Here is a 25,580-nt window from a genome sequence, read left to right as displayed (position 1 = left end):
CCTCCGGCCTGTGATCATTGTTACTAAATCAGCAGTCACCTAAGCTCGAGCGAGCTGAGTTGTGCTGATCGCCCAGTCGCAATGTGACTTGAGGAGAGCCATTCCCATTCGCGACCTGGGGGAACTGCTCCCTCTCGCTTCACTTTATTGTCGGCTACGCTGTTGGGCCCAGCGTATTTGTCAGCAGATCTCGAACGATTCCTCGGATCTCCAGCGGCAGGCGAAAGAGCGGGCGGTCGGATGGTTTGTCCATTTGCAACACCTCGACTGCCGCGTCGAGGCAGCGAAGGGAAAGTTCAAGTTCATCACATTCCTTCCCCGCGGATTGCCAAGCATCATTCCACAACTCTAACTGAGAGTCAGAGAATTCGCCTTCGTCTAATTTTCCGATCGATTCCACGATCCCTTTGCCCAGTTTCGCTCCGACACCATGCTCAACAAACAGTGGCACTAACGCATCTGCGTAATCACTCCAGTCCATTGGGCTGTGGCGAAGTATTGTGCTAAGCAGCGCGCCTGGTGTTCCGCCGTAGTCCACGCAATTGCAATCGCCTGTCTCGAAGGCTTCGCGCAGAGCTTCGATCGTAACCGATGCCTCGCCCAGTGCCGCCATCGGCTCGGGTTTGGAAAAAAGTATTTTGGTTCGCAGTTTCCTTGATTTCCCGGTCACTTGCAACGCAGCATCAAAGAATTCGAGAGACTGTTCAAGCCGCCCCGACTCAAAATGTAACGCGGCTATATTATTCAAGGCGCTTGATTTGGTGTCCGGCAGGGCGTGGGGCATACCAACAATTGCATCGAAGTCATTCAACGCCAACTCCGATTCTTCTAGTCGGTGGTGCGATATGCCGCGAATGAGGAAGGCTTTTGCTCTGTGCTCTGCTGGGGTGTCGGGCATCTCGATAATTGTTGTGCAGTCTGCGATTTCTAGTGCTTCCTGACCCCGCTGGCCGTACCAGACACTACGACATAACAATGCTCTGACTTTTTGCTCTGCGGGGGCGTTGGGCATTTCAATGACCGTTGAGTAGTCAATGACTTCCAATTCAGGCTTGCCTCGCTCACCGTGCCTGATACCACGATTTAGCAAAGCCTTGGCACACTCCTTTATCGGAACACCAGGCATATCAATGATCGCTGAATAATCTGCGAGCTCCAACTCCGACTCACTGATTTGCCCGTAAACAAATCCTCTGTTTAACAGAGCTTTTGCTCTCTGGTCTGGTGGCGCGTTAGTCATCTCAATGATGGTGGTGTAATCTGCAATCTCCAGTTGTGTTTCACCTGCCATGCCGTAGTGAATGCCACGATTCAACAGGGCTTTTGCCTTCACGTCGGTTAACTCTTCGTGCATGTTGATAATCGCGGAGTAGTCTGCAATCGCCAGTTCCGATTCACCCTGTTCGCCACGCACAACCCCACGAATAGATAGTGCATTCGCTCTTTCCTTTTCTGACGCCTCCGACATCCCAATAATCGCGGAATAATCTGCAATCTCGGATTCTGTATCACCACGCATGCCTTGTGCTGCGCCACGGGCCGACAAAGCCTGCACACGTCGAGTTACGGACAAGTTTGGAAGCGAAATTAGCTTGGTTAGTAGCTCAATCGCGTGTTCTACATTTTGTTTATGGAGTGCAACTGCTGCACCGAGCCTCAGTGCTTCTGCTCCATCCACGCATTCCAGTTCTTCAACGAGCTTCGTGGCACTCGGTAAATCACCTTTGTCGATCATATTTCTGATTTCGATTGACAGTCCGTCCTTGATAGTGTCTTCGAAATCATTGCTTAACCCGATCGCCTCGAGACGGTACTGATCGCCCCGAGACCATCTTTCGTTGGTTCGATTAATCGAAGCGTCCAAGCGGGATGCCGGAAACCAGACCTTCAAGAACTTGGCTACCAACTTGAGAGGCCTTCCTCGTTGGTTCTTCACTTCTAGACATAAACGCATCAGCGGTTCAGCGAGCTCGTAGTAGGATTCCTTTCCTCGCTTTGAAGAAATGACATATCCCGATTGGCGAAGATTTCCTAATTGCTTTGAGCAATTACGTTCGGCGATGAATGTCTCTTCGGCAATCTCTTTGACAGTCTTGGCTCCTGCGGCATTGGCTAAGCACTGAACCAATTTGGCTTGCTGAGGAGGCACAGATCGCAGACGCTCTTGAAAGTAAGGCGTCAGCTCCTCCGCCAATCGCTCGAACGATTCGATCAAATCGTCAAGCGAGTCTTTGGTCAGGTACTCCGAGAGAAGTACGTACATGCGATGATTGCCACCCGCTAAATGGTGAAGGGCCCGTACTCGATATCTCCCCGTGGGAGAATCCAAGAACTTGACGAGGTCTAGCTTTCCTTGCTCGGTCGCGATCTTGCGAATCAGCGCACGCGCATCCTCTACCGATAGTGGCGTGAGATGGTGTAGGTCAAAGAAACCAAAGAAGGCTTCGTTTCGACTGGAAACACCCTCGAAGACTTGTTGAGATGTCGCCAGAGTTGCGATGCGAGTCGTCTCCTGTAAGAACGCTCGCCACCGTTTCTGCCCCAGATCACCCAACCCCGCAAAGACTCGATCCAGATTCTCCATCACGACGAGCAGATTGCGGTGCTGAAGCTGATCACAAATTAAATTCAGCACGGCGATTGCTGCATCATCGCCTGTCAATCCTCGCACGGCGGAGCGAACATCGGATGAGAACTCTTCGGGATATTCTTTCGTAAGAGAATCTGCAATCGCCAAGGCGATGTCAATCAACTCGACCATCACATCGTCTTCCCCCAACCACGCGATTCGCATCGTGTCGTTCAATTCTTTCTGCTGACGAAGACGGTGCACAACAAGCGTTACGAGGTTTGTCTTTCCACTGCCTCGAGGACCAATCAACAAGACATGATGTTTTTCACCCGACGTCATGCTGCGAGCGAGACGATTTGTGATGGCATAAAGTAACTTTTCACGTTGCACGAAAATCCGCTCCAGCAATTGGGGATCGGTGTTGCTTGGAGTGAAAGCCGAAAGTAAGAAACGACGAATCATGATCCGAGCCCCTGAGCAAGCACCCACCATTTTTGGATCAGCGGAAAGCGAAATGAATAGCGTTTGGCACTGTCGCTTTTCAGGTAATGGTCTTGGGCCAAGAGCTTTAAAAAGTCGACAGCGACACCACGGTCGGTAAGAGCCAACTTGGCTTTCAGGCCTTGCCACACTTGATCGATCGACTGTGGCTCCGTCTCCTGCGACATGTAGTCAAGCACCTCGCGTGCGACCAGTGATCGAGGTATCACTGCCCCGTTCGCATCGACCAAATCGCCGGTGTAGTAGATTTTTAATCGTTCACGGAAGTGCTCCATTTCCCAGTGATCAAAATCGTCGGCGAGGTGATGGGCCACGACGGATTGTACGTCATCTAGCATCACCGGACGGTCGAATTCAGCAAGCCGTGCAATCACTCGTTCGAGATAAAATGGAACTCGGTCGGTTGCTTCCGCAAGCGTTTGCGAAAGCAATTCAAGCGACGTCGCGTCACTGAGCAGAACGGCCTCGACCTTGAGGAGCCGATTTGCCAACTGGATCGCGTCTTCGTCTTCAAGAGAGCGGATTTCCACAAGCATCATGTCATTCACAGGCTGGCTCGCAAACTCAGTTCCGCGTAGTTCGGTGATGACATGGTGCAGACCGACCGATCCCGCATAAATCATACGTAGATTTTCCTCGTGCTCACCGCGAACAGCCCGCAAGGTGTCGAGCATCTCTAACGCGAAATTTTCGCCATCGCGTGAACGATTTCCATAGACAGCGATTTTCTGCAGCATGTAGGGTAGTTCATCAAAGAGAAGCAACAGTTTCGCGTCGCCTAACTGCGAGCAAATCCCTTCGAATGCCTGTTCGATGGTCGGGCGCCAACCCATCTTGCTGAATTCAGGCAGCTTGATGACGCCTCCGATCTCAGTGCCGCCAACCGTATCGAGAAATTTTTGAAACCAGTGGTGGCCAGACTGCCCTACCGGCATCAGCGGCCGAATCTTGGCGAGCAGCGCTTCGGCAAACCCCTCGGGCGACGCGACGCCTTCGAGGTCGATGAAAACCACCTGCCAACCCTCTCGAGGCTCGATGGCCATCTTCTTCATCACCGTGGTTTTGCCGATCCGTCGCTCCGCGGTAAAACGCAGTGAGCCTGTTTCCAGCTTCTGCCAGATTCTGGAGATCAGCCGGTCGCGGCCGACAACGTTTTTCACATCGGACTGTTGAGCCACACTGAATCCCCTGAAGATCAAACCCTAAAGCTTCGAAACCGATTTCGCACGACAGTTTTATCGTACGACGCTTTCGTCGTGCGTCAAGCTTGTGTCTGGGGGGAAAGAGTATTTGGCTCGATTTCCGTTAAGAATTCGGGTGAAGTCCTGCTCGACTACGAAGAGGAAGAAAGCGATGCTGACGTGGGGCCGCCCGCAGCGGGAACGCGGAAAAAGTCCAAAAAGAAGAAGCCCTGGCGTCTCCGCTGGCCCGACGAATTCCGCGACGAAGTCCTCGCCCGCCTCCTCGAACTTAACGAACAACGCCACCATGAGGAGTGGTTAGGTGACAGTGGTCAGTTGTTAGAAGAGCGGAAAGCGAAGTCAAAGAAGAAAAAGGGCGAGAATCATAAGAAGACAAAACCGACTCCCCTGTTTGAAAACGAGAACGATTGACCAGCCGTGTCCGATCGCGATTTACAATACATTTCTCTACCAACCCACAAAGGAGGTGAAAGATGAAATTAGTTAACCAAACGATTCGCCTTCGCAGCGACGAGGACTTTGGAACTCGATTGCCGCCGCAGCATATTGGACATCTCTTTGTCGAGTTGCCCAAAGTGATCCGGCAGTCGGTTTCCATGGCAGTTCAGAATCGTAGCTCGACCAAAGGCCGTGGGCCTGACTGGCTCAACCGAGCATCGGAGATACGCTTTGTCGACCATGATGCCGATGACGGTGTATTACTAAGCTTTGAGTCTGCGCGGCTGCGGGATACCGCACCGGAACTTTTCGAGCAACAGAGTCTCTTTCCAGAACTGATGCCTGACGGAAACGCAACGGGTTTCGACATGCTCGGAGATGTCCTGGCGGATATCCAAAGGCGGGAGCAGGACAGTCAGCACTTTGATACAACGCTACTCCGCAGCGTCGGTAGATTTCAGAAGTTTTTCAAACGCGGACCCTTCACGGGTGTGGAGTTTCCTAATCAGTCGACGCCCGAGCGTCACATTGAGTTAACAGAGGATCTAGTCGCAACCGCAAAGTCACTCTCCGGGATGACGCCAGTACCCCAACGTATCAGGTTGGTTGGCGAACTGGATGGCATCGAGGCAAGTACTCAAAGGTTCAGCTTGGTTTTGGATACTGGCGAAAAAGTTTCTGGCGTTTTCGGCGATGCACAAATGGACCAAATGCAGCGTCTCTGGCGGAATCGAGTTCTGGTTCTTGGGTCTGCGGTTTATCGGCCTTCGGGACGATTATTGCGAATCGAAGCTGACGACGTTCGTGACGGAAAAGCTGAGCCTTCGCTATTTAGCCGACTTCCCGCATCCCGCCATGATCGACTGGATACCTCGAAGCTCAAGAAACCGCAGGGACCACGAAGCGGGATGGCCGCAATTGCTGGCGCATGGCCTGGCGAGGAGACTGACGAAGAAATCGAGGCAGCACTGGAGCAGCTCTCTTGACGCTTTCCCCGAATGATATCGTTGTTTTGGACAGCAACGTTCTGATCCACTGGGCTCGGCAAGATCGAACAGGGCAACACCTGCTGTCCACCTATGCGTTGGACCAGAGGCTCGATCGCCCGTTGGTACCTACCACGGTGGAGGGCGAGGTCCGTGGACTAGCCAAGCACAGCGGTTGGGGTAAAGCGAAGACAGAAAAACTGGACGACATCTTCAACGAACTAGTTCGCATCGAAGCCGGGCTTCCGCAAGTAATCGATGCCTACGCTGAGTTATACTATCTTGGTCGTCGCGGAGGACACAACACAGGCCAGAACGATTTGTGGATTGCCGCGGCAACGAAGGCGGTCAGCGGCGTACTGATTACATGCGACAATGACTTTAACTGGATGCATCCGAATACAGTTCGTGTTGAACATGTCGCCCCTCAATAAGATCCGTCTGCTGGCAGTTGCAAAGAGCCAAATCGAGCAAACATTGGAAGTACCGAATGGACCCCCGATCAATAGCGAATGAAAATAAGTGCTGTGTCCCTGGCGAGGGTGTTGTCACCTCTCCCAAACGGAGTTTGGGAGAGGTCGAGCAGAGCCTTCAGCGATTGCTCGGGTGAGGGCGACCGAGCAAGTTGAGGTCACAGTGCGCTAAGTTGCGCGGTTGGCCCTCACCCGGACGAGGCCTGTGGGGCCCGTCCGACCTCTCCCGTGCTTCGCTCGAGAGAGGTGACTTGTCGGTTGTCACCTCTCCCAAACGGAGTTTGGGAGAGGTCGAGCAGAGCCTTCAGCGATTGCTCGGGTGAGGGCGACCGAGCAAGTTGAAGTCACAGTGCGCTAAGTTGCGCGGTTGCCCTCACCCGGACGAGGCCTGCGAGGCCCGTCCGACCTCTCCCGTGCTTCGCTCGGGAGAGGTGACTTGTCGGTTGTCACCTCTCCCAAACGGAGTTTGGGAGAGGTCGAGCAGAGCCTTCAGCGATTGCTCGGGTGAGGGCGACCGAGCAAGTTGAAGTCACAGTGCGCTAAGTTGCGCGGTTGCCCTCACCCGGACGAGGTCTGTGGGGCCCGTCCGACCTCTCCCCAGCTGCGCTCGGGGGAGGTGGCTTGCGGAGATCTCGCAGTCGCTCTCTAGGTCAAAACGCGAATGCCTCTGAAGTGCATGCTGCCGCAGTTTTCGCTGCTTTACCATCAAGAGCTGGCATGAAATAAGCTTCGTCCAAAAAGCGGATAACGCAACGGTGTCGCTACTTGGCTCCGAGCGAGAGGTAGGCGTAGAGGTCGCGGATTTGCGTGTCGCTCATCTTTTTGAGTAAATCGGTGGGCATCAGCGACGTCGGCAACGCCTTAAGTGTTTCGATCTCGTCACGGGCGATCGTGGTGGTCTGGTTGTCCGCGTTTCGCAGCGTGACCGTGGTCGGCGTCTGCTCGGCAATGATCCCGTTGATCACTCGGCCGTCTTCGGTCAACACCAAGTAAGACTGGTAGCCTTCGCGAATCTCCAAATTAGGCAACACGATCGAGTCGACCCAAAAACCGACTTTGCCTCGTTCATAACCGTCCAGCGGCGGTCCCGTTTTGCCTCCTTCGCCAAACAGTTGGTGACATCCTCCACACGCCTTGGTGAAGATCTCTTTACCTGCATCAGCATCGCCCCTCTCTGCTGCGAGCATCTCACGCAAACGTTTCGTTTGAGCGATTTGCTCGGGCGTCGCGGTTGCCGAGATCGGACCAAACACGACTTCGACCTGCTTGGCGATTTCAGGATCATCGTAGCTGCGAAGTTGTTGGACCACGTCGTAGGGAATGTGCTCGCGTTTGACTCGCCACTGCGTCAATTCCGTCAACAACTGTTTTGCCCACGCCGGGCGTGACGCGAGCGTCCGGCATGCCGCGGCCCGCAATCCATGCTCTTCGGAGATCCGGTTCCCGAACGACGCTAACAAGGTGCCGGCAATTGACGCGGTGTCATATTGGCGAAGCGAAGCGATTGCAACTCGCTGCAGCGCCGGTTCGGACGTTCTGCTTCCTGTTGCCAACGCAAGCAAACTCTTTGCGGCGGCCGCGTGATGGACCTCGCCAAACACGTTCGCCACCTCAATCGCCAACGGCAAATCGGATTGTGGACTGGAAAGCAGTTTGATTGCTTCGTCGATCGCCGCGGCGTCCCCACGACGCAGCGACAGGATCAAATCCGACTGGCCAATCGACGCTTTGTAGTCCGCCAACGCCTTGTCGAGTGATACAGGCAACTTGGGGATCGCACGCCCTTGGAACGCCAGATCAATCCCCTGGATCAATTCTCCGCGAGACGCGTCATCGGGAGCCATCGCAATCAATTTTCCGCAATGCTCAAAGTCCTCGGCACCGCCGGCGGACGCGTAACGCTGGACGAGTCGTTTCAGGATCGTCTGTTTCACCATCGTCGTGCTCCACAACGATTCATCAGCGAACATCGACTCAATCGCAGGCCACGAATCGACATGAGCTTCGATCGCCCACCAATTCATCAACGGCATGTGCGGATCGTTGGCATCGTCGTCATGTCGCAACAGCGCCGAAACAATGCTCAGTCCAACATCGGCGGAGAGTCGTTTTGCGGTCGCGGCCAATTGACTGCGAACTTGCACATCGGGCTCGGTCGCCGCCATCGCCGCAAGTCCATGGTGGTCTTCGTGTCGATCGCCGAGTAGACGCACGACCCAGCGACGGATGTGTGGGTCGGAGTGCGAAAGCCAACGAGTGGCCAAGGCGTGGTCCAATTTGCCGAGCAGGTTCAATGCCCACAACGCCTCGAGCGACGCAGAGTCGTCGACAAGTTTGACAAGATCGTCGACGACTGACGCGTCACCTCGCCAGCCCAATTCGAGAGCGGCACGTTGCCGAACCCATTTGTTTTCGTGCGAGAAAAGCTTGGTCAGCGTTTGGTTGTCGGCACGACTGAGATCGCCTTGTTGATAGCTGGCCGTTTCTCCCTCGGGGACGACGCGGTAAATTCGTCCGCTCTCTTTGTGCCAATCGTCCACAGGGCTGACGTGGCTGAGTCGACTGTCGTACCAATCGGCCATATAGACGGCACCGTCGGGGCCAACGCCTGCGTACACGGGGCGAAACCAACGGTCGGGCGTCTCGATCAAGTTTGGCTCGTCCACGGTTCGGTAAGTTGATCCGTCGGGGATCCGCTTGCTCCGCCAAACAAGATTGTGCAGCGAATTCGGAGCAATGATGTTCTCATCAAAATCCTTCGGGAACAGCCCTCCTTCGTAGATACAGAACGCTTGCGGGAACCGCCGTCCGTCTCCTTCGAACTTCATCGCGCTAAAGTATCCGAAGGCGTACGGATTGGTCAGCGGCCCGTGTTTACCCCAGTTCTTTTCGCTATAGCTGCCTTGTGGGAAATAATAGCCACGCGTGTTGCCACCGTTGGTGCCGGTGAAGACGCGGCCTTTGGAATCAATGTCGAGGCTGAAGTTGTTGCCACCTCCTTCGGCATAGATTTCAAACTCTTTGGTATCGGGATGGTACCGCCAAACGCATTGCCCTTGAAAACGAACGCCCTTGGTCACCGCGGAACTGACGTCGCCAACGGTGGTGCTGCCGTTACAACCGTACAGCCAACCGTCCGGCCCCCACATCATGCTGTTGGCGACCGAGTGAGTGTCTTGTAACCCAAATCCGCTGAGATGAACTTCGGGTTCCGCATCCGGCACATCGTCGCCATCGGCATCAGGATAGAACAGCAAGTAGGGTGGATTCAAAACCCAGATTCCGCCGTGGCCGACTTGCACCGCCGAAGCGATATTCAGTCCGTCGATCACGTCTTTGTGAGTGTCGTAGACGCCGTCGCCGTTGGTGTCTTCGAAGACGGTGATCTTGTCGGCACCAGGGGTGCCTTGCGGAGGTGGCTCGGGAACGCGGTCAAACACGGCACGAAGGTGTTGGTCGTAGCGAACGATTTTCAGACCGGCAGGGAATTGATATTGCCGGTACTGGATCACCCACATCCGGCCGCGGGAGTCCCACGACACGAACAGCGGCTGCGAGACGACGGGCTCCGCCGCAACCGCTTCGATTTTAAATCCTTTTAAAACGTCAAACTTGGTCACGGCCACGTCGACGGGGGTGGGCAGCGAGTCGTCACGCATCACCCCGCGTCCTGGACGAGTGCGGATGATCTCAGCGACTTGCTCGTTGCCCGCAACGGCGGTGTCCGAATCGGTCGTGACCGGTTCCGTTTCTTGAGCGGTGGAAAACGTAGCCAAGCTCGCGATTAAGAGCGTCAGAGTAAATCGAGTTCGCAGACGGCTGATTTGCCAAGACCAAGCGGCCTTCGGAAGGGGGGCATGCATCGAAAGTCACACGTAGGCGGGAAGGGACGGAGGGAAGCTCGTCTTTTTTGGGGACCTCTATCATAACTTCTCGCGGCGAACGATGGGCAAGCGAGGATTTTTCCTTGGAAACGGGCTGACGATTGCCATTGGAACCAAATTCGCCAAGTTCGAATTTGCCAGTTTGCCGAGTAGGCCAACGCAGCGAAGTCGACTGACGTTTTTTGGTGCTGGATTGCGGCGCTGCAGATGGTGTCTGTTATCTTGAAGTTAAAACCCGGTGAGAATAATTGATGCGGATTCAAGCCCGTGTCATGACATTGTTGTGCCCGCCTTCTGCGATCCGTAAGCGTTCATTTCCGAACCGACAATGCCATCACCATTCCAGTAGCAAGGGGAAGAACAGGATGACGTTTCCACGAACATTTTCTCACATCGGCATCTCCGTGACCGACTTGGATCAAGCTGTCGAGTTCTACACGAAGACGTTGGGGTGGTACGTCATCATGCCGCCAACCGAAATCGTGTCAGACGATTCCGCGATTGGCGTGATGTGTGATGACGTCTTTGGCAAAGGCTGGGGGCGATTTCGAATTGCTCACCTGGCCACCGGCGATCGCGTTGGCATCGAATTGTTCGAATTCGAGAATGCGGAAAAGCCTGAGAACAATTTTGAATATTGGAAAACAGGTGTGTTCCACTTTTGCGTCCAGGACCCTGACGTTGAGGGGCTGGCGAAGAAAATCGTTCAAAACGGAGGCAAACAAAGAATGCCAATTCGAGAGTATTATCCGGGCGAAAAGCCATACCGAATGGTTTACTGCGAAGACCCGTTTGGAAACTTGATCGAGATCTATTCGCACAGCTACGAGCTGACGTATTCGGCAGGCGCGTACCAGGACGATTCGGAGAGTTGAGCGTCAATGCCTTTTGAGTCAGCTTCGTGCTTTGTCCCAGCTAAAGATTAGGAGCGTCGTCCACTACCAGGAAACCGAATTGGGACAACGCGTTAGGGCCGTCGTGCGTTGACGCAAGACGCAAAGGTGCCTACTTGGTCAAGTCCACTGCGACGATTTCCTCGTCGTTGCGAGCGAATGCCGTTTGACCTGAGTACGCCGGGTGGCTCCACACGACCGATCGGCCGAAAGCTTCGCCGGTTGGCCGGAGGACATGAAAACGTCCCAAATCTTCATAGCCGTCCGGGGTCAGTTTGGCCATTTGTAAGTCACCTGTTTCGCTGAAAATCAGATAGCGATCAGTATCGGCCAAGCGAGTCAGGAATGCGGTGCCGTGCTTGATGAATCGCTTTTCGTCGGGCTTGGTCGCTTCGAAAGTCTCCCACAATCGTGAGCCATCTTTGGCATCCACGGCGATCAAGGTCCCCACGACACAATCGGTTCCATAGACAATGCCGCCGGTAAATATCGGTGGCGCATTGGCGCTGTGCACCGCCTCTTTCGGCTCACCTCGCCAAACCTCTTTGGCTGTCGGGCTGTCGCTTCCTAATTGGATCATCAATGACTCGCTGCGAATGCCGCTGGCGTACATCAAGTCACCATCCACCATCGGGCGAGCGATCGACATGTCGAATGACGGAGCGATCGGGATGCTCCAGTACTCGCTACCGGTTGCCGGATTCAAGCTGGTCACCGCAGTGGGGTGATAGACGATCAATTGGCGTGTACCGCCATGCTGGATGATCGACGGGGTACAGTATCCGGCGTTACCGTCAATCGCTTTCCACTTGACTTCGCCGGTCAATTTATCAAACGCCACGATGGCTTGCCCCTCGCCACCGACCATCGTGTACAGCGTATCGCCATCGATCAACGGATGAGCCGCGAATCCCCAAATCGGAACCTCGGCGCCAAGGTCCTTTGGCAAGTTGCGTTTCCAGACGACTTCGCCATCGGAAACTCGCAACGCCTGCAGGTCACCTTCGCTGCCCAGGATGTAGACAAGGTCACCATCCACGGTGGGTGTACATCGTGGGCCTGCAGGGTACGAGATGCTGTAGGGACGATCGTAGGCATATTGCCAAAGTGGTTTGCCGGTTTCGGCATCGAGCGCGGTCAATCGCTCTTGCCCCTTCAAGTTGGCTCGTTTGCCAGCATCGTTGAACGCTTCGCCTTCGGTTGTGTTGTAATCGAAAACGAAGACGCGGCCGTCGGCGACTGCCGGTCCCGCATACCCACCGGCAATCGGGATTCGCCACTTCACTTTCAGCCCGCTCTCAGGCACCTCATCAATGATTCCCGTCTCACGATAGACTCCATCTCGCGAGGGCCCCATCCAGCCTGGCCAATCGTCGGCCACTGCATCGGTCGACGCGATTCCTGCAACACAGGCTGCGGCGATCATCGAGAAAAGGCGGATTCGATCAAAATATCGCAAGAGCATGGGGGAGCGTCCCTAGAAAAAGCGTGAAGAAGCAAGGGCATTGATTGGCAGCCGGAGCAAAGCTTTAGATGGCTATTGAAAGCACTTTCCCGCCGCCCATGCCCCGTTCGATCCGTAAAAAAGAGGTCTGGCGATCCGTAAAAAAGAGGTCTGGCAAATCGTGGTTGCCCTTGACGATTGTTTGTACACCTATCATCCTGTTGCGACTGATTCTCAATATCAGTTCTATCTAGCGAAATAGCAAGCGACCGGCGGTATGACGCCCACTAGCCAGCCACACGCGATCCGTTCCTGGAAGTCTGTTTGCCATCGAGGCACTGCAGAAGTTGCTTTCAGGCTTGATCCCTTCCTTGTGAGCCTTTGGCCGGAGCTTTTTCGATGTCCCCTTTGTCGCTATTCACGTCGTCCTGTTGCCACTTCGTTCGCTGGCAGCAAGATCAGTGCCGATCCCATCAATCGACCATGCGTGGGCGTTCTCGACGCGGTTTCACGCTGGTTGAACTGCTTGTTGTGATTGCCATCATCGGCATCCTGGTAGGGCTTCTGTTGCCCGCGGTGCAGGCGGCGCGTGAAGCTGCCCGCGCGATGCAGTGCAGTAACAATCTGAAGCAAATCGGGTTGGGGATGCATAATTATGCGTCGGCGTTTAGTGAGTCGCTGCCGAACAACGGTTACACCGGCGTCCGCTATCCCAGTGACTATTCACCCCAAGCCAAACTGTTGCCGTTTCTCGAGCAAGCTCAACTTCAAGACCTGATCGATTTCGATATCGACTTGGGACATCCAGGGCAGGACGACCTGCCGGCGGAACTGCACGAGGCCGCCGGGACGCGTGTCGCAACGTTTGAATGCCCCAGCGACGTGGGGGCAACACTGCATGGTTTGACGATGCCCTCGGGAGCGTCGATCCAAATTGCGGGGACCAGTTATTCGATGAATCAAGGCAGCGGATTGGATGGGAAATTCAACCCCGAGTACGGGCCGGCGGATGGATTGTGTTGGGTCAATGCGAGAACCAGATTCCGAGACATTTTGGACGGAACCAGCAACACGATCGCGTTTGCCGAAACCACCATCGGGCTGGGCATCGACGTGCCCTCGGTGACGCCTAAGATGGATGTACGCGGTTATCGAGCGGGGGTTTCCTCGGTCGCTGCTGCGGTGATCGCCGCAGCGGGCAGTGACGACTACGCTACTGTCGAGACGGTGGTGACAAGTTGGAAGGGAGATCGTAATGCGTATTGGCTTCGCGGCTGCGTTCCCAACGGTTCCGTGATGACTGGTTTTTTAACACCCAACAGTGCGATTCCCGATTTGACGTTCCGGTCGGCAAAAGTGACGGGGCCGCGGAGCTATCACACGGGGCTGGTCAAGGTTCTGTTGGTCGACGGCAGCGTACGCAACGTGACCGATTCGGTTGACGCTGATGTTTGGCACGCCAGTTGGACCAAGTACGGACGCGAAGTCGAAACGGTGTCGTCACAGTAATGCAATCGACTCGATTTTAAATTGGCGTGATCATGCGGCATGAACTGCAGATGTTCCGCGATTTCACGTTATGATCGCGGATCGATCAACGACACTCTTTAAAACAAGCGGTTCATGCCGTTCAGCGCGGCGACACGGTAGGCTTCGGCCATCGTGGGGTAGTTGAACGTGGTTTCGACGAAGTACTCGACCGTGTTGTGACCGTGCGGTTGGTTCATGATCGCTTGACCGATATGCACGATTTCCGATGCGTTGGCGCCGAAGCAATGGACGCCCAGAATCTCAAGCGTATCACGGTGAAACAGTAGCTTCAGCATGCCGGTGGTTTCACCGGTGATCTGAGCGCGTGCGAGCGATCGGAACAAACTGTGGCCGACTTCGTAGGGAACGCAGGCGGCAGTCAATTCACGTTCGGTCTTGCCCACCGAACTGATTTCGGGGCTGGTGTAGATCCCGGTCGGAATATCGTTGACTCGTAAATTTCCGTCTTTGCGGCCAAGCATGTGCATCCCCGCAGCGCGGCCTTGCGTGTACGCGGCACTGGCCAACGAGGGGTAACCGATCACATCGCCGACGGCGTAGATGTGGGGTATGACGGTTTGGAATTGTTCGTCGACAATCAACTGGCCGCGATTGTTCGCTTCGATCGGAATATTTTCGAGCCCCAAGTCATCGGTATTTCCGGAGCGTCCGTTGGCCCACAGGAAGGCGTCTGTTTTGACCCGCTTGCCACTTTGCAAATGCAAGATCACCCCATCGTCGGTCGGTTCGACTCGCTCCATCGTTTCATTGTGTCGAATGATCACGCCTTGATCGCGTAAGTGATACGAGAGTGCGTCGATAATTTCGTCATCAAGAAATTCGAGCAGCTTTTCGCGAGTGTTGATCAGATTGACTTTGATCCCCAGATTGCGAAACATCGAAGCGTATTCGGTCCCGATCACGCCCGCACCATAGACGCAGAACGTGGTCGGTTTGTGAGTCATGTCCAGGATGGTGTCGCTGTCGTAGATCCGAGGATGCGTGAAATCGACATCGGCGGGACGAAAGGGACGTGATCCGGTTGCGATCACAAAGTGTTTGGCGCGAATCGGTTTGTCGCCATCGATGGAAATCGTTTGTGAATCCAGAAAACGAGCGGTGCCTTGAAAGACCGGGACCCCGTTGCGCTCGTAAAACGATTGCCGCATCGTGACTTGCTTGCCGATAATCGCCTGGGTGCCACGTTTGAGCTGCTGCAGCGAGGGGCTAAAATGGAGGCCTAGCTCTTGAAATGTCGGATTGCGGAGCGTTCGCATTGTGGAGGTGATGGCGTAACGCAATGCCTTGCTCGGAATCGTTCCCCAATGGGTACAACCGCCGCCGATTTGGGTATATCGTTCTGCGACTGCGACTCGCATGCCCCCCTTCACAGCTTGCATCGCGGCCCCCTCGCCTCCGGGGCCTGAGCCGATTACGAATAGGTCGTAGTCAAATTTTGCGTTTTCAGTCGTGGCGTTCATCTAAGGATCGTATTTTCGAGAGAGCGTTCGTTTTCGAGAGAGCGTTCGAGTTCGCGTTCACGCATGAAGTGTGGACGCTGAAGAAGAGAGTTGTCAATGCAACGGCCTACGACGGTGATCGTCGCTGCGATACGCTAACGGTTTCCTAACCTTCGCTTCATTTACGAGTGTTTTACGATGCTAATCGCCTGCGTCCAATCGGATGTCACTTTCGCCAACATCACCGAAAACCGCAAACGGATCGCCGAACACATCCATGCTGCGGGCAAAATGCAGGCCAAATTGGTGGTCCTGCCCGAATGTATGTTGTGCGGCTATGCGTATGAGAGCCGCGAACAGGCATGGGAACACGCAGTGTCGATTAACGACGAGGTGTTTATCGACATTGCCCGCTTGGCCGCGACGTATGATTTGCATCTGACGTTTGGATTTTTGGAAAAAAGCGGCGATCAGTTGTTTAACGCGGCAGCCTTGGTTGGCCCGAGCGGGGTGGTCGGATGCTATCGTAAGGTGCATTTGCCCGCCTTGGGAGTCGATCGCTTCGTCGATCGCGGTGATATTCCCTACCAACCGCTGCAGGCCGGAGATGCACGTGTGGGGATGGCGATTTGCTATGACAGCTCGTTTCCCGAACCGATGCGTGTGCTGGCGTTGGCCGGAGCGGACATCATCGCGTTGGGGACCAATTGGCCCGTGACGGCGTACCGGACCGCTGAAATTGTTCCTCCGGCACGCAGCATGGAGAACCATTTGTTCTTTGTTGCAGCCAATCGGGTGGGCAGCGAGGGTGGTTTCAAATTTTGCGGATTGAGTTCGATTTGCGGTCCTGACGGAGTCGTGTTGGCTCAAAGCAAGGCGGATCAGCCCGAGATCTTGTATGCCGACGTCAATCTGGCGGACGCGCGGAACAAGCGGATCGAGCGAACGCCGGGAGCCCATGTGATCGACCGATTCGAGGATCGATGTCCCGATTTTTACAAGGCGGTTGCCGCCGCCAAGCCAGCTTCTCTAACCGGTAAATCCGCTAACAATGGGCCAACCACACCCCCTGTCTAGTTAGATTAGACGGGTTGTAACAAACGTTGAGCCAGTGGGGGGCGGCGTCGGCTATTTTTGGGGCAAGGGATCGAGATTAGCTGATCGCTGCGCCGAAGTGGGTAGGTAGCCAACCGAGGTGTTTGCGGTGTTCGGAATCGAGCGCATCGCACCTCGATCGGTGTGTGGGACGTGCAAAGGGCGAGTGGCTCAGCGTCGCGGTTTCACACGCCAACCTCACCTCCCCACCCTGTAGCCGATGGATTGGCAGATGACTAAAAAATCGCTCAACCGCACTGAAACCACTTCCCGAAACGCATCGCCATCGCGATCGACCCGGCGTTGGCGCCGCGCCCTGCTGGGCGTGCTGATCGCAGCGACCGGGGGTGGCAATTTAACTCCGGTTTTGGCAGGCAATCCCACGTCGCCGTTCTTTACCGCAAGCCGGGTTCACGGGACGGTTCAAACGACCACGTTTGCTGAGGGCGCGGGCAAACCAGGCCCCTATTCGAACCAACCCGAATCGGTCCAAGCGTTTGCGGCATCCGCTGCGATGGGCGGCAACTCGGTGGTGGATTCACGTCCGGTCGTCTATCTGACGCTTGCCGAAGCGCGAGCCCGGGTTGTCGATTCGAATCCCGAGCTTGACAGTTTGTCCAATGCACTTGCGGCGATCGCCGAGGATGTGACGATCGCGGACGCCTATTTTGACGGGCGTGTCGGAGTGGATATCGAAGGCGGAAAACTCGATCGCCAACTCAGTAACTCCGTTGCCACGTTTGGACTTCCCACTCGCGATTTGCAAACCGATTTCCTTCGCTCGCTCAGCGGCAATATGTTGTCGTATAGCAAGCGGACACGCACCGGTGGTGAGTATTTGTTGGGTTACAACAACGGTTACAACTTTCTGTCTCCTGTGGGGCCGGACGTTTTGATCAACCCGGCCTGGGACGCGGATTTGAACTTCCGCTTCAGCCAACAATTAGCTCAAGGGCGTCGGCGTGTCATCAATGAATCTCCGATCCAGTTGGCACGCTACGCCTACATGTCGCTCAGTTCCGAGCTGCGGGCCGAGATCAACACGGCGTTTCGTGATGTCGAGGTCGCCTATTGGGAGTATGCCGGGCTGTATGCCGAGCATCAAGTCGCACTCGAATCGACCGAGCGTTTCAAAAAGTTAGTCGATAGTGAACGAGCGCGTTTGGAGCAACGCGAGTCGACGATCGTGGACGTGGCTCAGGCAGACGAACTGTATCAAACCGCTCGCTTAACAGAGATTGAACTGCGCCGGACCGCGGATCTGGCCGCCGTGGAACTGTTGCGGTTGATGGGCGATTACCGCGGCCGTACGATCCGGTTGGTGCCTGCGGACCAACCTCAGATGGATCTCTCGCTGCACTTTGACGAAGGCATGGTCCAATCGGGATTTCGCCCCGAAGTGGAAGCTCAACGCACGTTGGTGCGAGCGGCAAAGCTACAGATTTTGCAAGCACGTGATCTGTTGCGACCCGACATCCGCGCCAACTTTGGTTACACCCAAAACGGCTTGGAAGCCCGTTTGGACGATGCCATCGACACGGCGTTTGACGGCAATTATCAAGATTGGTTTGTAGGGTTCGAGTTCCGGCAATCGGTGGGCCAGCGGGCAGCGTACGCAAGAGCCCGGCAAGCATGCCGCCAACTCGCCGCACAGCAGTCGCAACTCGATGCGATTCGCCGCGATATTTATGCCGAGGTCAATGCGGCCGCCGTCGATATCGAATTGTTCTATGAATCGCTTGATGTCGCACAGGCCCGTGTTGCATCGGCTACCGCCCAGAGCGATGGTCGGCAACTGTTGTACGACAAAAACAAAGCGACTATCGACTTGTTGCTTCGCAATGACCAAACGTTGGTGGATGCACAACGTGCTTCGATTCAAGCCGTCTACGGTTACCAACAAGCGTTGGCTCAGTGGCGTTTCGCAACCGGTACAATTGACCGAGCGGCGCTGGGATTAGAGACCACGCTCGACGCTTCGCTGCGATCGTTTGAAATGATCCCTTCGACCGCGAGCGAAGCCGACGAGGCGGGGCCGACGTTGCCAACCCCTTCGCAGCCAGCCGAGTCGCGACCAACCGAGTCGCAGCCAATCGAGTCGCAGCCAGTACGTGACGTGGAGGCGACACCGATTCAGGAAGCCCCGATTCAGGAAGCCCCGATTCAGGAAGCCCCGATTCAGCAAGCCCCGATTCAGCAAGCACCGCCTGCTCCGCCCGCCGCGAAACCCAAGACGGATGATCAGGCCGCGGTTTCCTCCGAGCCGTTCGCTCCGGTGGTCTCCCAACCGTACCGTCCTAGTTGGATCGACAATTCGGCAGGTGCAGGACCGATCGAGAGTTACCCGCAAGTCGTCATCGGCAAGCCGCCGGTGAAAGTCACTTCCGATGAGTCCTTGCCCGCTCCAATTCAGCAATCGGCCTCGGCACCGCTGTTGATGCTGCCGGATCAAGTCGATGGTTGGGACGACATGTTTTCGTCGCAACCGATTGGATCGGCAACCGCAAGCACGGAAACCCCAGATTCGGTTGGCTTCCCAGAGGTCGTGGTCGCGAAGCGTCACGGTTCACGATCCGAGGCTCAGACGAAAGCCGATGCACTGCGGGCTGAAATCGAGGCTCAGGCAGCCGAATTGCTTCCCGAGGTTCATGTTTCGCCGCTCAAGTTCCAGCGTTAAGCGGGCAGAGTCGGCAGCGGGTCGGCTGGCGTTGCCGCTGGCATCCATAGGTCCTCGACTTGTTGTCCGCCTGCGTCAAAGCGGATCAGCAAATAGACGCCGCCAATCAATCCCCAAGCGAACGCGAAAGCGGTCGCGCTGGGGACCAGCGAGATGATTCGCAAAACAAACGTGCCCGTCATGGCGGGGGCGGTGGTCCAGTCCAAGACGACCAACGTGATCCCCGCCGCTGCGTACGTGACTCCGTTGACTAAAAACATCACGATCCACAGCAGTGCCAGCGAAACGAGGCCGTAGAGGATCAAGTGAGCAGGGCGACGGTACAGATACTCGTACCCGCGACTGAGTGCATCCAACGCGTCGGGATCTCGCTCGTTGGCGATCGCGGCCCAGGCAAGTGCGACCGCGACAAAGCCGCCAAAAGCTAAAATGCCGCAGGGAATCGCCAACACTGTGATCAGCAGGGCTAGCGGAAACTGAACGATTCCCCACTCGGGGAGCCAGGCGGCAATCCAACCGATCGTCCAAATCATCGCCCCTAGCGCGGCAACACAAAGCAGCGGTACAATTCCCGCAATCCAGGCAGCGAAGAATCGCGGCAGGATCGATGTTACCAACGTATTGAAACGGAGCATCGGTCGGCCCGCAGTCAATAGTCCTCCTTGGCGAACAAAGACCAGCGAGGCGAATGACCACGCGATCAGGGTCCACAGCAGCCCGCAAAGAGTGCGAACGACGTTGCCGCCACGATGTTGCTCTGCTACCCAAAACGCTTCGTTCACCCACATCCAAGGCCAGCGGGTTTGCAGTCGTGGTGCTGCCGCGATGCCGCTGCCGATGATGCCGCTGCCTGGATTCGTGACGACCACATTGGTCACTGCGGCGGCAGGGTCGCCGGGAATCGCAGGGTCGCCGAGGATCCACTGGTACACGGGCAACCAGATCGCGAGCGTCAGCATGGCGATCAAGATCATCGAGGGCGAGCCTGCCATTCGCAGCGTTCGCAACAACCGCAGCCATGGGAAAATGTCGATCCATTCTCTCACCCGCGCAAGCACTCCGGTTTCGAGTTCATGCCCGGCATGCAGTTCGTGCTGGTTGGATTCCGTGTCTTGCAAAGGACTCATCGCGTTGTTGATTCAGCGTTTTGAAAAAGCACAGACTAGCGAAACGTAATGCGTTTCCATAGTGTCGGATCGGGAATCGGCGGTAGCGACGTTTCCGTGTCGGCCGCGACCACCGCAGCGCTGAGGAACCATGATTGCCCCGGTTGCAGCGGCAGCTCGGTCAGATCGCGTCGCAACACGGCGAGTTCAAAATGAAGACTTTCGCCCGCTTCTTGGACCGCAACGTACCACGTCGGCTGCCATCCAGCTTGTCCATCGATACTGTCGCGGGTTTTACCCGACGGGGTGACTTGCAATTGATAAGCGGTCATCAGGTCTTGGTCGGTATCAATCGAGATCCGTAGTCGGTCCGAGTGGCTCAAGTCATGATCGCGGTTCTTGTTGGCCGTCTTGGTCGCCGGAGCGTGTTGAAACGCGGCGCGAGCACAGCGAACGAAAAAGTAAACGAATTCGTCATCGTAGGCGATTTGCAGGCTCGAGACGTCGTCACGAATCGCAGGCTTTGCGGGCGGCAACGTCCAGCAGGCTTCCTCGGCGATTCCATCCAATTTTGGGCGTCCGTCGGTGGGGATCGCAATCCAACGCGCATCGCCGGGTGCGATGTCGCTGTGGTCACCGCGAGTGCCACCGGGAGCAATCAGTCGCGTCCAAGGGTTGGGCGATTGGCTGGCCAGCAGACGGCGGTAATTGCCCGAGGCTTGGCCCATCAATTCAAGTTGTTCGCTATCACCGCGTTGCCGCGCCGCTTCGCTTGCGATCAAGACAAGTGGATGAAACTCCCATGCCAAATCGACCTCCGTTTGATTTTGCTGTACACGTTGGCTGCCGACTTGAATCGTGGTCGCCTCGGGGACGCGGAGCGGTGAAACCGCCGACGCTTGCATCACGCCGCTGTGGGGTGTTTCGACTTGAAACGGCGACACCGCAGCCTGTTGAGCTGGCGCCGGTGCGGTGCTCGATGCGAGCGCCAAGCTACGCGAAACCGACGCATGCAGCGTTTGCCATTCCGCACTGTTCTTGATCGCCGCTAGCCGTAGTGCGGACCATTTTCCGAACGATCGATCCGAGAATCGTTCGGCCGATTCGGCCAGCGCAATTTCTAAGTATGCAATCGCATTGGGGAACTCATCGGCATCGTACGAGGCGAGTCGGCGATGGATGCTCCATGCCAAACGAAGTTGATCGTGAGTCGCGGTTTGATTGAGCAGTGTTTTGAGGCCGCGTGCAAAAAAATCGGCTGTCGAGCTTGATTGAATCATTTGCTCTACCCGTTTGGATTCGCTCAAACGAGCTTGAACGACTTGCAATTGACGCCGGTTTGCCTTTGTTAACTTACCCGCCAAACGTTGATGTTTGGAAAGTGATAGTCCGGTCGTGACCGATTCGCCTCGCGGTGGATTCCCCGAAGCATCGTACATCACGCGGAGCGAGACGGTGTCTTTGGCTCCGCTCTCGGGTGATGCGATTTGAAGCGAGTCGTCCCAGATGTCACCGGCCAATACTCCGGCAAACGGCAGCATCGCATTGCGGTGCAGCGTGCTGTCGCCGACCGCGTCAAAACCGTATCGAACGACGCGAGTAATCCCCATTGAGATGGCGGTTTGTGAAAATGCCGATGCCGTTCTTGGATCAAGTGCTTCGTCAATCACCACCACAGCGGGCCGGTGAATGGCGATCCAGTTTTTGGCTTCGGCTTCGATCGTTTCGTCAGGGTCGATCGTGTCGACCGCTGCAGCGGCCAAGGCCGACGCGGCTTGGCGGGTGCGATGCAGCCGCTGCAGCGCCGCAGTGTCACTGTGGCCGACGGTTTCGGGTTGCTGCAGAACAATCGCGACACGTTGATGCGACTCGAGCGTTTCCGAACCGACAAGAGGCCACGCCAGCGACGAAGGGTCTTTGGCGACCACCAGGATCGAAGCATGACGCTGCTCGCCGCGGATCGTTTGCCAACGCCCGCTCGCACGGTCGCTGTGCAGGATCACGCCGTGATCCCCCACCGCAAACAATTCGTCCGTGCGTCTTTCAACGACATCGCGAACAACCATGGGGGCTCCAGTCGCTTCGACCCACGCCAAGCGGACCGCTGATTTTGATTCGGCTTGGACAGCGGGAATTCCTTCCAATTCACCCGTGCTGCTCCAGCTGCGGCCCGCATCGTGGCTTTCGAACTCGCGAGATTCCGCGATTGCGGACCAATCGCCTGTGGCAATGACCGCGTTATCTTGGGATCGTCGCGCGAGTCGGCCGAGTCGGGGTAATTCGTTATCCGCCCCGCGTCGCCAGTTCACTCCGGCGTCGTCGGACCACAGTGTGACGCCGCGGCTGAGCGAGGTGATCCGGTCGTATTGGCCGCCGACGGCAACGACGTTTTTGTTGTTGATCCAAATCACGTCGGCCAACACGCAGTCGGCCGGACTCGGTTGGATTTGCCAGGATTGTCCCCCGTCGCTGGATCGCAAAATAACGCCGTGGTCTCCCACCGCGATCCCGGTTTGGCCATCGTGTGAAAACGCGATCGCGCGAAGTGCCGCGTCTTCGCGAAGCGATTCGGTTTGGGTGTAGGCGGCGGTCGGTTCCAGCGGGGCTTGGGCCCACAAGGATCCGGAAACGACTGTGGTGATGTACACCCCGAGCGCGGCCAGACCGATTCGGGCGTACAGGTGTGCTAGCAACGGCAAGCCAAGGGCCGTTTGCAGAAAATCGAGCTGAGAAGTCCGCAATTTCATGCCAACCATCCTTTTACGAGGTTTGCCATCAAAAAGAGGGCTGCCCATCCGAGAAACAAATTTGCGGCGACATAAAAAACCGCAGCGGGCCATCGTTGTTCCCCCGCCAACAGCATCGACTCGGCAGCAAAGGTCGAAAAAGTGGTGAGGGCCCCCAAAAATCCGACTCGCAATCCCAACAGCAATCTTGGGGGGAAATGGTCGTTAAGGAGGCTGTATTCCGCTAGGGCCCCCATTGCGGCGCATCCAGCAACATTAGCAACGGTGGTACCGATCATCGAGCTGCCTCCGGGAATGGACGTCATTGCAAGCGTAATCCCGTAACGGGCGATAGATCCTACCGCTCCGCCGACCGCTACGACTGCTAGATTGAGCCAACTACTCATCAACACCGACCGATTTAACCATTGCCTAAGTTGGGGCACGAACTTAATTTAGATGCGTAGGTTCGGAGTTTCGGCCGTCCGCGTAAACGCCAGTTTTTTGAGACCCCTCTTCGAGACTGATGTCTCGCCACTCCCGGGGGGGTGGCTGTTTAGGACGCGACGCAGTTAATTTGCCGCAGTGAATCCCCATCAGGGTGAACCCTTGAGGGCGGATTGAGCACTTAATCTACGAACGATTGTTCCCCAAACGACTGAACGTTTCCTTTCCTTTCTTGTGTTGACGTAACCGATGAGTACTGCAAAAGCCGCCCCCACTAAATCCAAAGTCATGACCGGAGCCGATATCCTGGTCAAATCGCTAGTGGATCATGGCGTCGAAGTACTGTTCGCCTATCCCGGCGGCTGCAGCATGCCGCTGCATCAAGCGTTGACCCGCTTTGGCGATTCAATCCGCACGATTCTGCCACGTCACGAGCAAGGGGGCGCGTTCGCCGCCCAAGGCTATGCTCGCAGTACCGGAAAAGTCGGTGTGGTGATGGCGACCAGCGGTCCCGGGGCGACCAATCTCGTGACCGCCATCGCGGACGCCAAGCTCGATAGCATTCCGATGCTCTGTATCACCGGCCAAGTTCCCACCGGCGCGATTGGGTCCGACGCGTTCCAAGAAACGCCGATGGTCGAAATCTGTCGTGGGATTACCAAGCATCATTATTTGGTCACCGATCTAGCCGATCTGCCACGGATCATGAAAGAGGCCTTCTATATCGCTACCAGCGGTCGGCCGGGGCCCGTTTTGATCGATATGCCCAAAGACATCCAGCTTGGCACTTCCGAGATCGACATGGATCCCGAGATGGATCTGCCCGGTTACGATCCGACACCAACGCCGGTTCCGAGCGAAACGATCCGTCAAATCGCCGCAGCGATCAAGCTGGCTCGTCGTCCGATGATCTACGCCGGGGGCGGGGTGGTCATCGGTAGTGCCAGCGAAGAGCTTCGCGAATTTGTCAAAAAGACAGGGATCCCTGTGACCACGACCGTGATGGGGATCGGTACGGTCCCGCCCGAACAAGAGCACTCGATGTCATGGCTGGGGATGCACGGAGCCGCCTACGCCAACTACGCCGTCCGTGATTGTGATTTGTTGATCGCGCTGGGGGTTCGCTTTGACGACCGTGTGACGGGCAAAGTTGAAGCGTTTGCCAAAGACGCCAAGATCATCCACGTCGACATCGACGGATCGGAATTGAATAAAAACAAACAAGCTCATATCCCCGTGCGTGGCGATGTGAAGCAAGTGTTGACGGAATTGAACAAGGTCGTTCAAAAGCCAGAGATCGCGGCATGGCAGAAACATTGTGATGAATTGAAAGCGAAGTATCCGTTCAAGTACGACGAGAACTTCGATGGCATTCTGCAGCAACACGCCATCAAGACGCTCAGCGATATCACGGCGGAAATGGATACCTACATCACCGTCGGCGTCGGCCAACACCAGATGTGGGCGGCTCAGTTCTATCAATTCCGTCGCCCTCGGACTTGGCACAGCAGCAGCGGACTCGGCACGATGGGCTTTGGTCTGCCCGCGGCAATGGGTGTCCAAGCGGCTCACCCGAACTCGTTGGTCGTCGACATTGATGGGGACGGCAGCTTCCAAATGAACATCCAAGAACTGGCGACTTGTTTCTGTGAAGAGTTGCCAGTGAAGGTGTTGTTGTTGAACAACCAGCACCTCGGGATGGTGGTTCAGTGGGAAGACCGCTTCATGGATCGCAACCGGGCGCATACCTACCTTGGCCCGATTCACCACGACGAGGCTGCCGGAAACAGCAGCGCGGACCGATTCAGCTACGCCGAAGAACGCTATCCCGACTTTGTTAAAATCGCTCAAGGCTACGGGTGTGGTGCCGCAACGATTCGCAAGAAAGCGGACCTCGAAGGCGCTCTTCGCGAAATGATCGAGCACAAGGGACCTTACTTGTTGGACGTTCAAGTGCCGTATCAAGAACACGTGTTGCCGATGATCCCCGGCGGTCAAACCGTCGACGACATGATCCTCGAATAAGCGGCCAAACAATCGCGAGAAATTCACCAATCGCCGGCGTTAAAACGTCGGCGATTTTTTTTTGCCTTGTAATCTTGTAGGCTCGCCGATTGTCTAATTCGCCCAACTAAAACGCTCCGCC

General features: G+C 56.0%; 16 protein-coding genes. 8 read left to right on the top strand and 8 right to left on the bottom strand.

Features of this window, described 5'->3' with window-relative positions; all coding sequences use genetic code 11:
- Positions 1-154: 154 nt before the first annotated feature.
- The gene (locus tag ABD971_RS29730; RefSeq protein ID WP_345327338.1) at positions 155-3,034 is read right to left on the bottom strand and encodes an AAA family ATPase; all 2,880 of its coding nucleotides are present in this window, start codon (positions 3,032-3,034) and stop codon (positions 155-157) included.
- Positions 3,031-4,251: a hypothetical protein gene (locus tag ABD971_RS29725; protein ID WP_345327337.1), complete on the bottom strand. Its 1,221-nt coding sequence runs from the start codon at positions 4,249-4,251 to the stop codon at positions 3,031-3,033. The genes ABD971_RS29730 and ABD971_RS29725 overlap by 4 nt, the downstream gene beginning before the upstream one ends.
- A gap of 78 nt (positions 4,252-4,329) precedes the next feature.
- On the opposite strand from ABD971_RS29725, the gene ABD971_RS29720 reads away from it, so the two are divergent.
- The 3 genes from ABD971_RS29720 (at position 4,330) to ABD971_RS29710 (ending at position 6,133) form a co-directional block, all read left to right on the top strand.
- Entirely contained in the window at positions 4,330-4,686 is a 357-nt protein-coding gene (locus ABD971_RS29720; RefSeq protein ID WP_345327336.1) for a hypothetical protein, read from the top strand.
- A 62-nt stretch (positions 4,687-4,748) separates the two neighbouring features.
- Complete coding sequence (locus ABD971_RS29715; protein WP_345327335.1) at positions 4,749-5,699, top strand: hypothetical protein; 951 nt, start codon at positions 4,749-4,751, stop codon at positions 5,697-5,699.
- A complete protein-coding gene (locus ABD971_RS29710) occupies positions 5,696-6,133 on the top strand; it encodes a type II toxin-antitoxin system VapC family toxin (protein WP_345327334.1) in 438 nt (145 codons plus the stop codon). The genes ABD971_RS29715 and ABD971_RS29710 overlap by 4 nt, the downstream gene beginning before the upstream one ends.
- Positions 6,134-6,933: 800 nt before the next feature.
- On the opposite strand, the gene ABD971_RS29705 is transcribed toward ABD971_RS29710, so the two are convergent.
- Positions 6,934-10,035: a PVC-type heme-binding CxxCH protein gene (locus ABD971_RS29705; protein ID WP_345327333.1), complete on the bottom strand. Its 3,102-nt coding sequence runs from the start codon at positions 10,033-10,035 to the stop codon at positions 6,934-6,936.
- Positions 10,036-10,421: 386 nt separating this feature from the next.
- Between ABD971_RS29705 and ABD971_RS29700 the strand changes: the two genes are divergently transcribed.
- Positions 10,422-10,931: a lactoylglutathione lyase family protein gene (locus ABD971_RS29700; RefSeq protein ID WP_339942603.1), complete on the top strand. Its 510-nt coding sequence runs from the start codon at positions 10,422-10,424 to the stop codon at positions 10,929-10,931.
- A gap of 130 nt (positions 10,932-11,061) precedes the next feature.
- Here the strand turns inward: ABD971_RS29700 and ABD971_RS29695 are convergent, their stop codons facing one another.
- Positions 11,062-12,414 (bottom strand): PQQ-binding-like beta-propeller repeat protein, encoded by a 1,353-nt coding sequence (locus tag ABD971_RS29695; RefSeq protein WP_345327332.1) that lies wholly within the window; start codon positions 12,412-12,414, stop codon positions 11,062-11,064.
- 462 nt (positions 12,415-12,876) lie between these two features.
- On the opposite strand from ABD971_RS29695, the gene ABD971_RS29690 reads away from it, so the two are divergent.
- The gene (locus tag ABD971_RS29690; protein ID WP_345327331.1) at positions 12,877-13,902 is read left to right on the top strand and encodes a DUF1559 family PulG-like putative transporter; all 1,026 of its coding nucleotides are present in this window, start codon (positions 12,877-12,879) and stop codon (positions 13,900-13,902) included.
- 98 nt (positions 13,903-14,000) lie between these two features.
- On the opposite strand, the gene sthA is transcribed toward ABD971_RS29690, so the two are convergent.
- Positions 14,001-15,404, bottom strand: coding sequence for a Si-specific NAD(P)(+) transhydrogenase (gene sthA, locus ABD971_RS29685; RefSeq protein ID WP_339942600.1), 1,404 nt, complete (start codon positions 15,402-15,404; stop codon positions 14,001-14,003).
- A 177-nt stretch (positions 15,405-15,581) separates the two neighbouring features.
- Between sthA and ABD971_RS29680 the strand changes: the two genes are divergently transcribed.
- Both ABD971_RS29680 and ABD971_RS29675 read left to right on the top strand, forming a co-directional pair.
- On the top strand, positions 15,582-16,460 hold the full coding sequence (locus ABD971_RS29680; protein ID WP_345327330.1) for a carbon-nitrogen hydrolase family protein: 879 nt from the start codon (positions 15,582-15,584) through the stop codon (positions 16,458-16,460).
- Between the two features lie 250 nt (positions 16,461-16,710).
- The gene (locus tag ABD971_RS29675; RefSeq protein WP_345327329.1) at positions 16,711-19,155 is read left to right on the top strand and encodes a TolC family protein; all 2,445 of its coding nucleotides are present in this window, start codon (positions 16,711-16,713) and stop codon (positions 19,153-19,155) included.
- On the opposite strand, the gene ABD971_RS29670 is transcribed toward ABD971_RS29675, so the two are convergent.
- From ABD971_RS29670 to ABD971_RS29660, 3 genes are read right to left on the bottom strand one after another with little or no spacing between them, the layout of a single operon-like run.
- Entirely contained in the window at positions 19,152-20,282 is a 1,131-nt protein-coding gene (locus ABD971_RS29670) for a hypothetical protein (RefSeq protein ID WP_345327328.1), read from the bottom strand. The genes ABD971_RS29675 and ABD971_RS29670 overlap by 4 nt on opposite strands.
- 35 nt (positions 20,283-20,317) lie before the next feature.
- Positions 20,318-23,008, bottom strand: coding sequence for a hypothetical protein (locus ABD971_RS29665; protein ID WP_345327327.1), 2,691 nt, complete (start codon positions 23,006-23,008; stop codon positions 20,318-20,320).
- Positions 23,005-23,394 carry a fluoride efflux transporter FluC gene (locus ABD971_RS29660; RefSeq protein ID WP_345327326.1) on the bottom strand — a complete coding sequence of 130 codons (390 nt, stop codon included), beginning with the start codon at positions 23,392-23,394 and terminating at the stop codon, positions 23,005-23,007. The genes ABD971_RS29665 and ABD971_RS29660 overlap by 4 nt, the downstream gene beginning before the upstream one ends.
- Positions 23,395-23,683: 289 nt before the next feature.
- Here ABD971_RS29660 and ilvB point away from each other — a divergent pair, with 289 nt between their 5' ends.
- Entirely contained in the window at positions 23,684-25,459 is a 1,776-nt protein-coding gene (gene ilvB, locus ABD971_RS29655) for a biosynthetic-type acetolactate synthase large subunit (protein ID WP_339942594.1), read from the top strand.
- Positions 25,460-25,580: the final 121 nt, after the last annotated feature.

Origin of the sequence: Novipirellula rosea (genome assembly GCF_039541335.1) — a bacterium.
In the GTDB taxonomy this organism is placed as follows: Bacteria; Planctomycetota; Planctomycetia; order Pirellulales; family Pirellulaceae; genus Novipirellula; species Novipirellula rosea.
The sequence above is the reverse complement of the archived record's forward strand: the minus strand, read 5'-3'. Positions and strand labels throughout refer to the sequence as shown.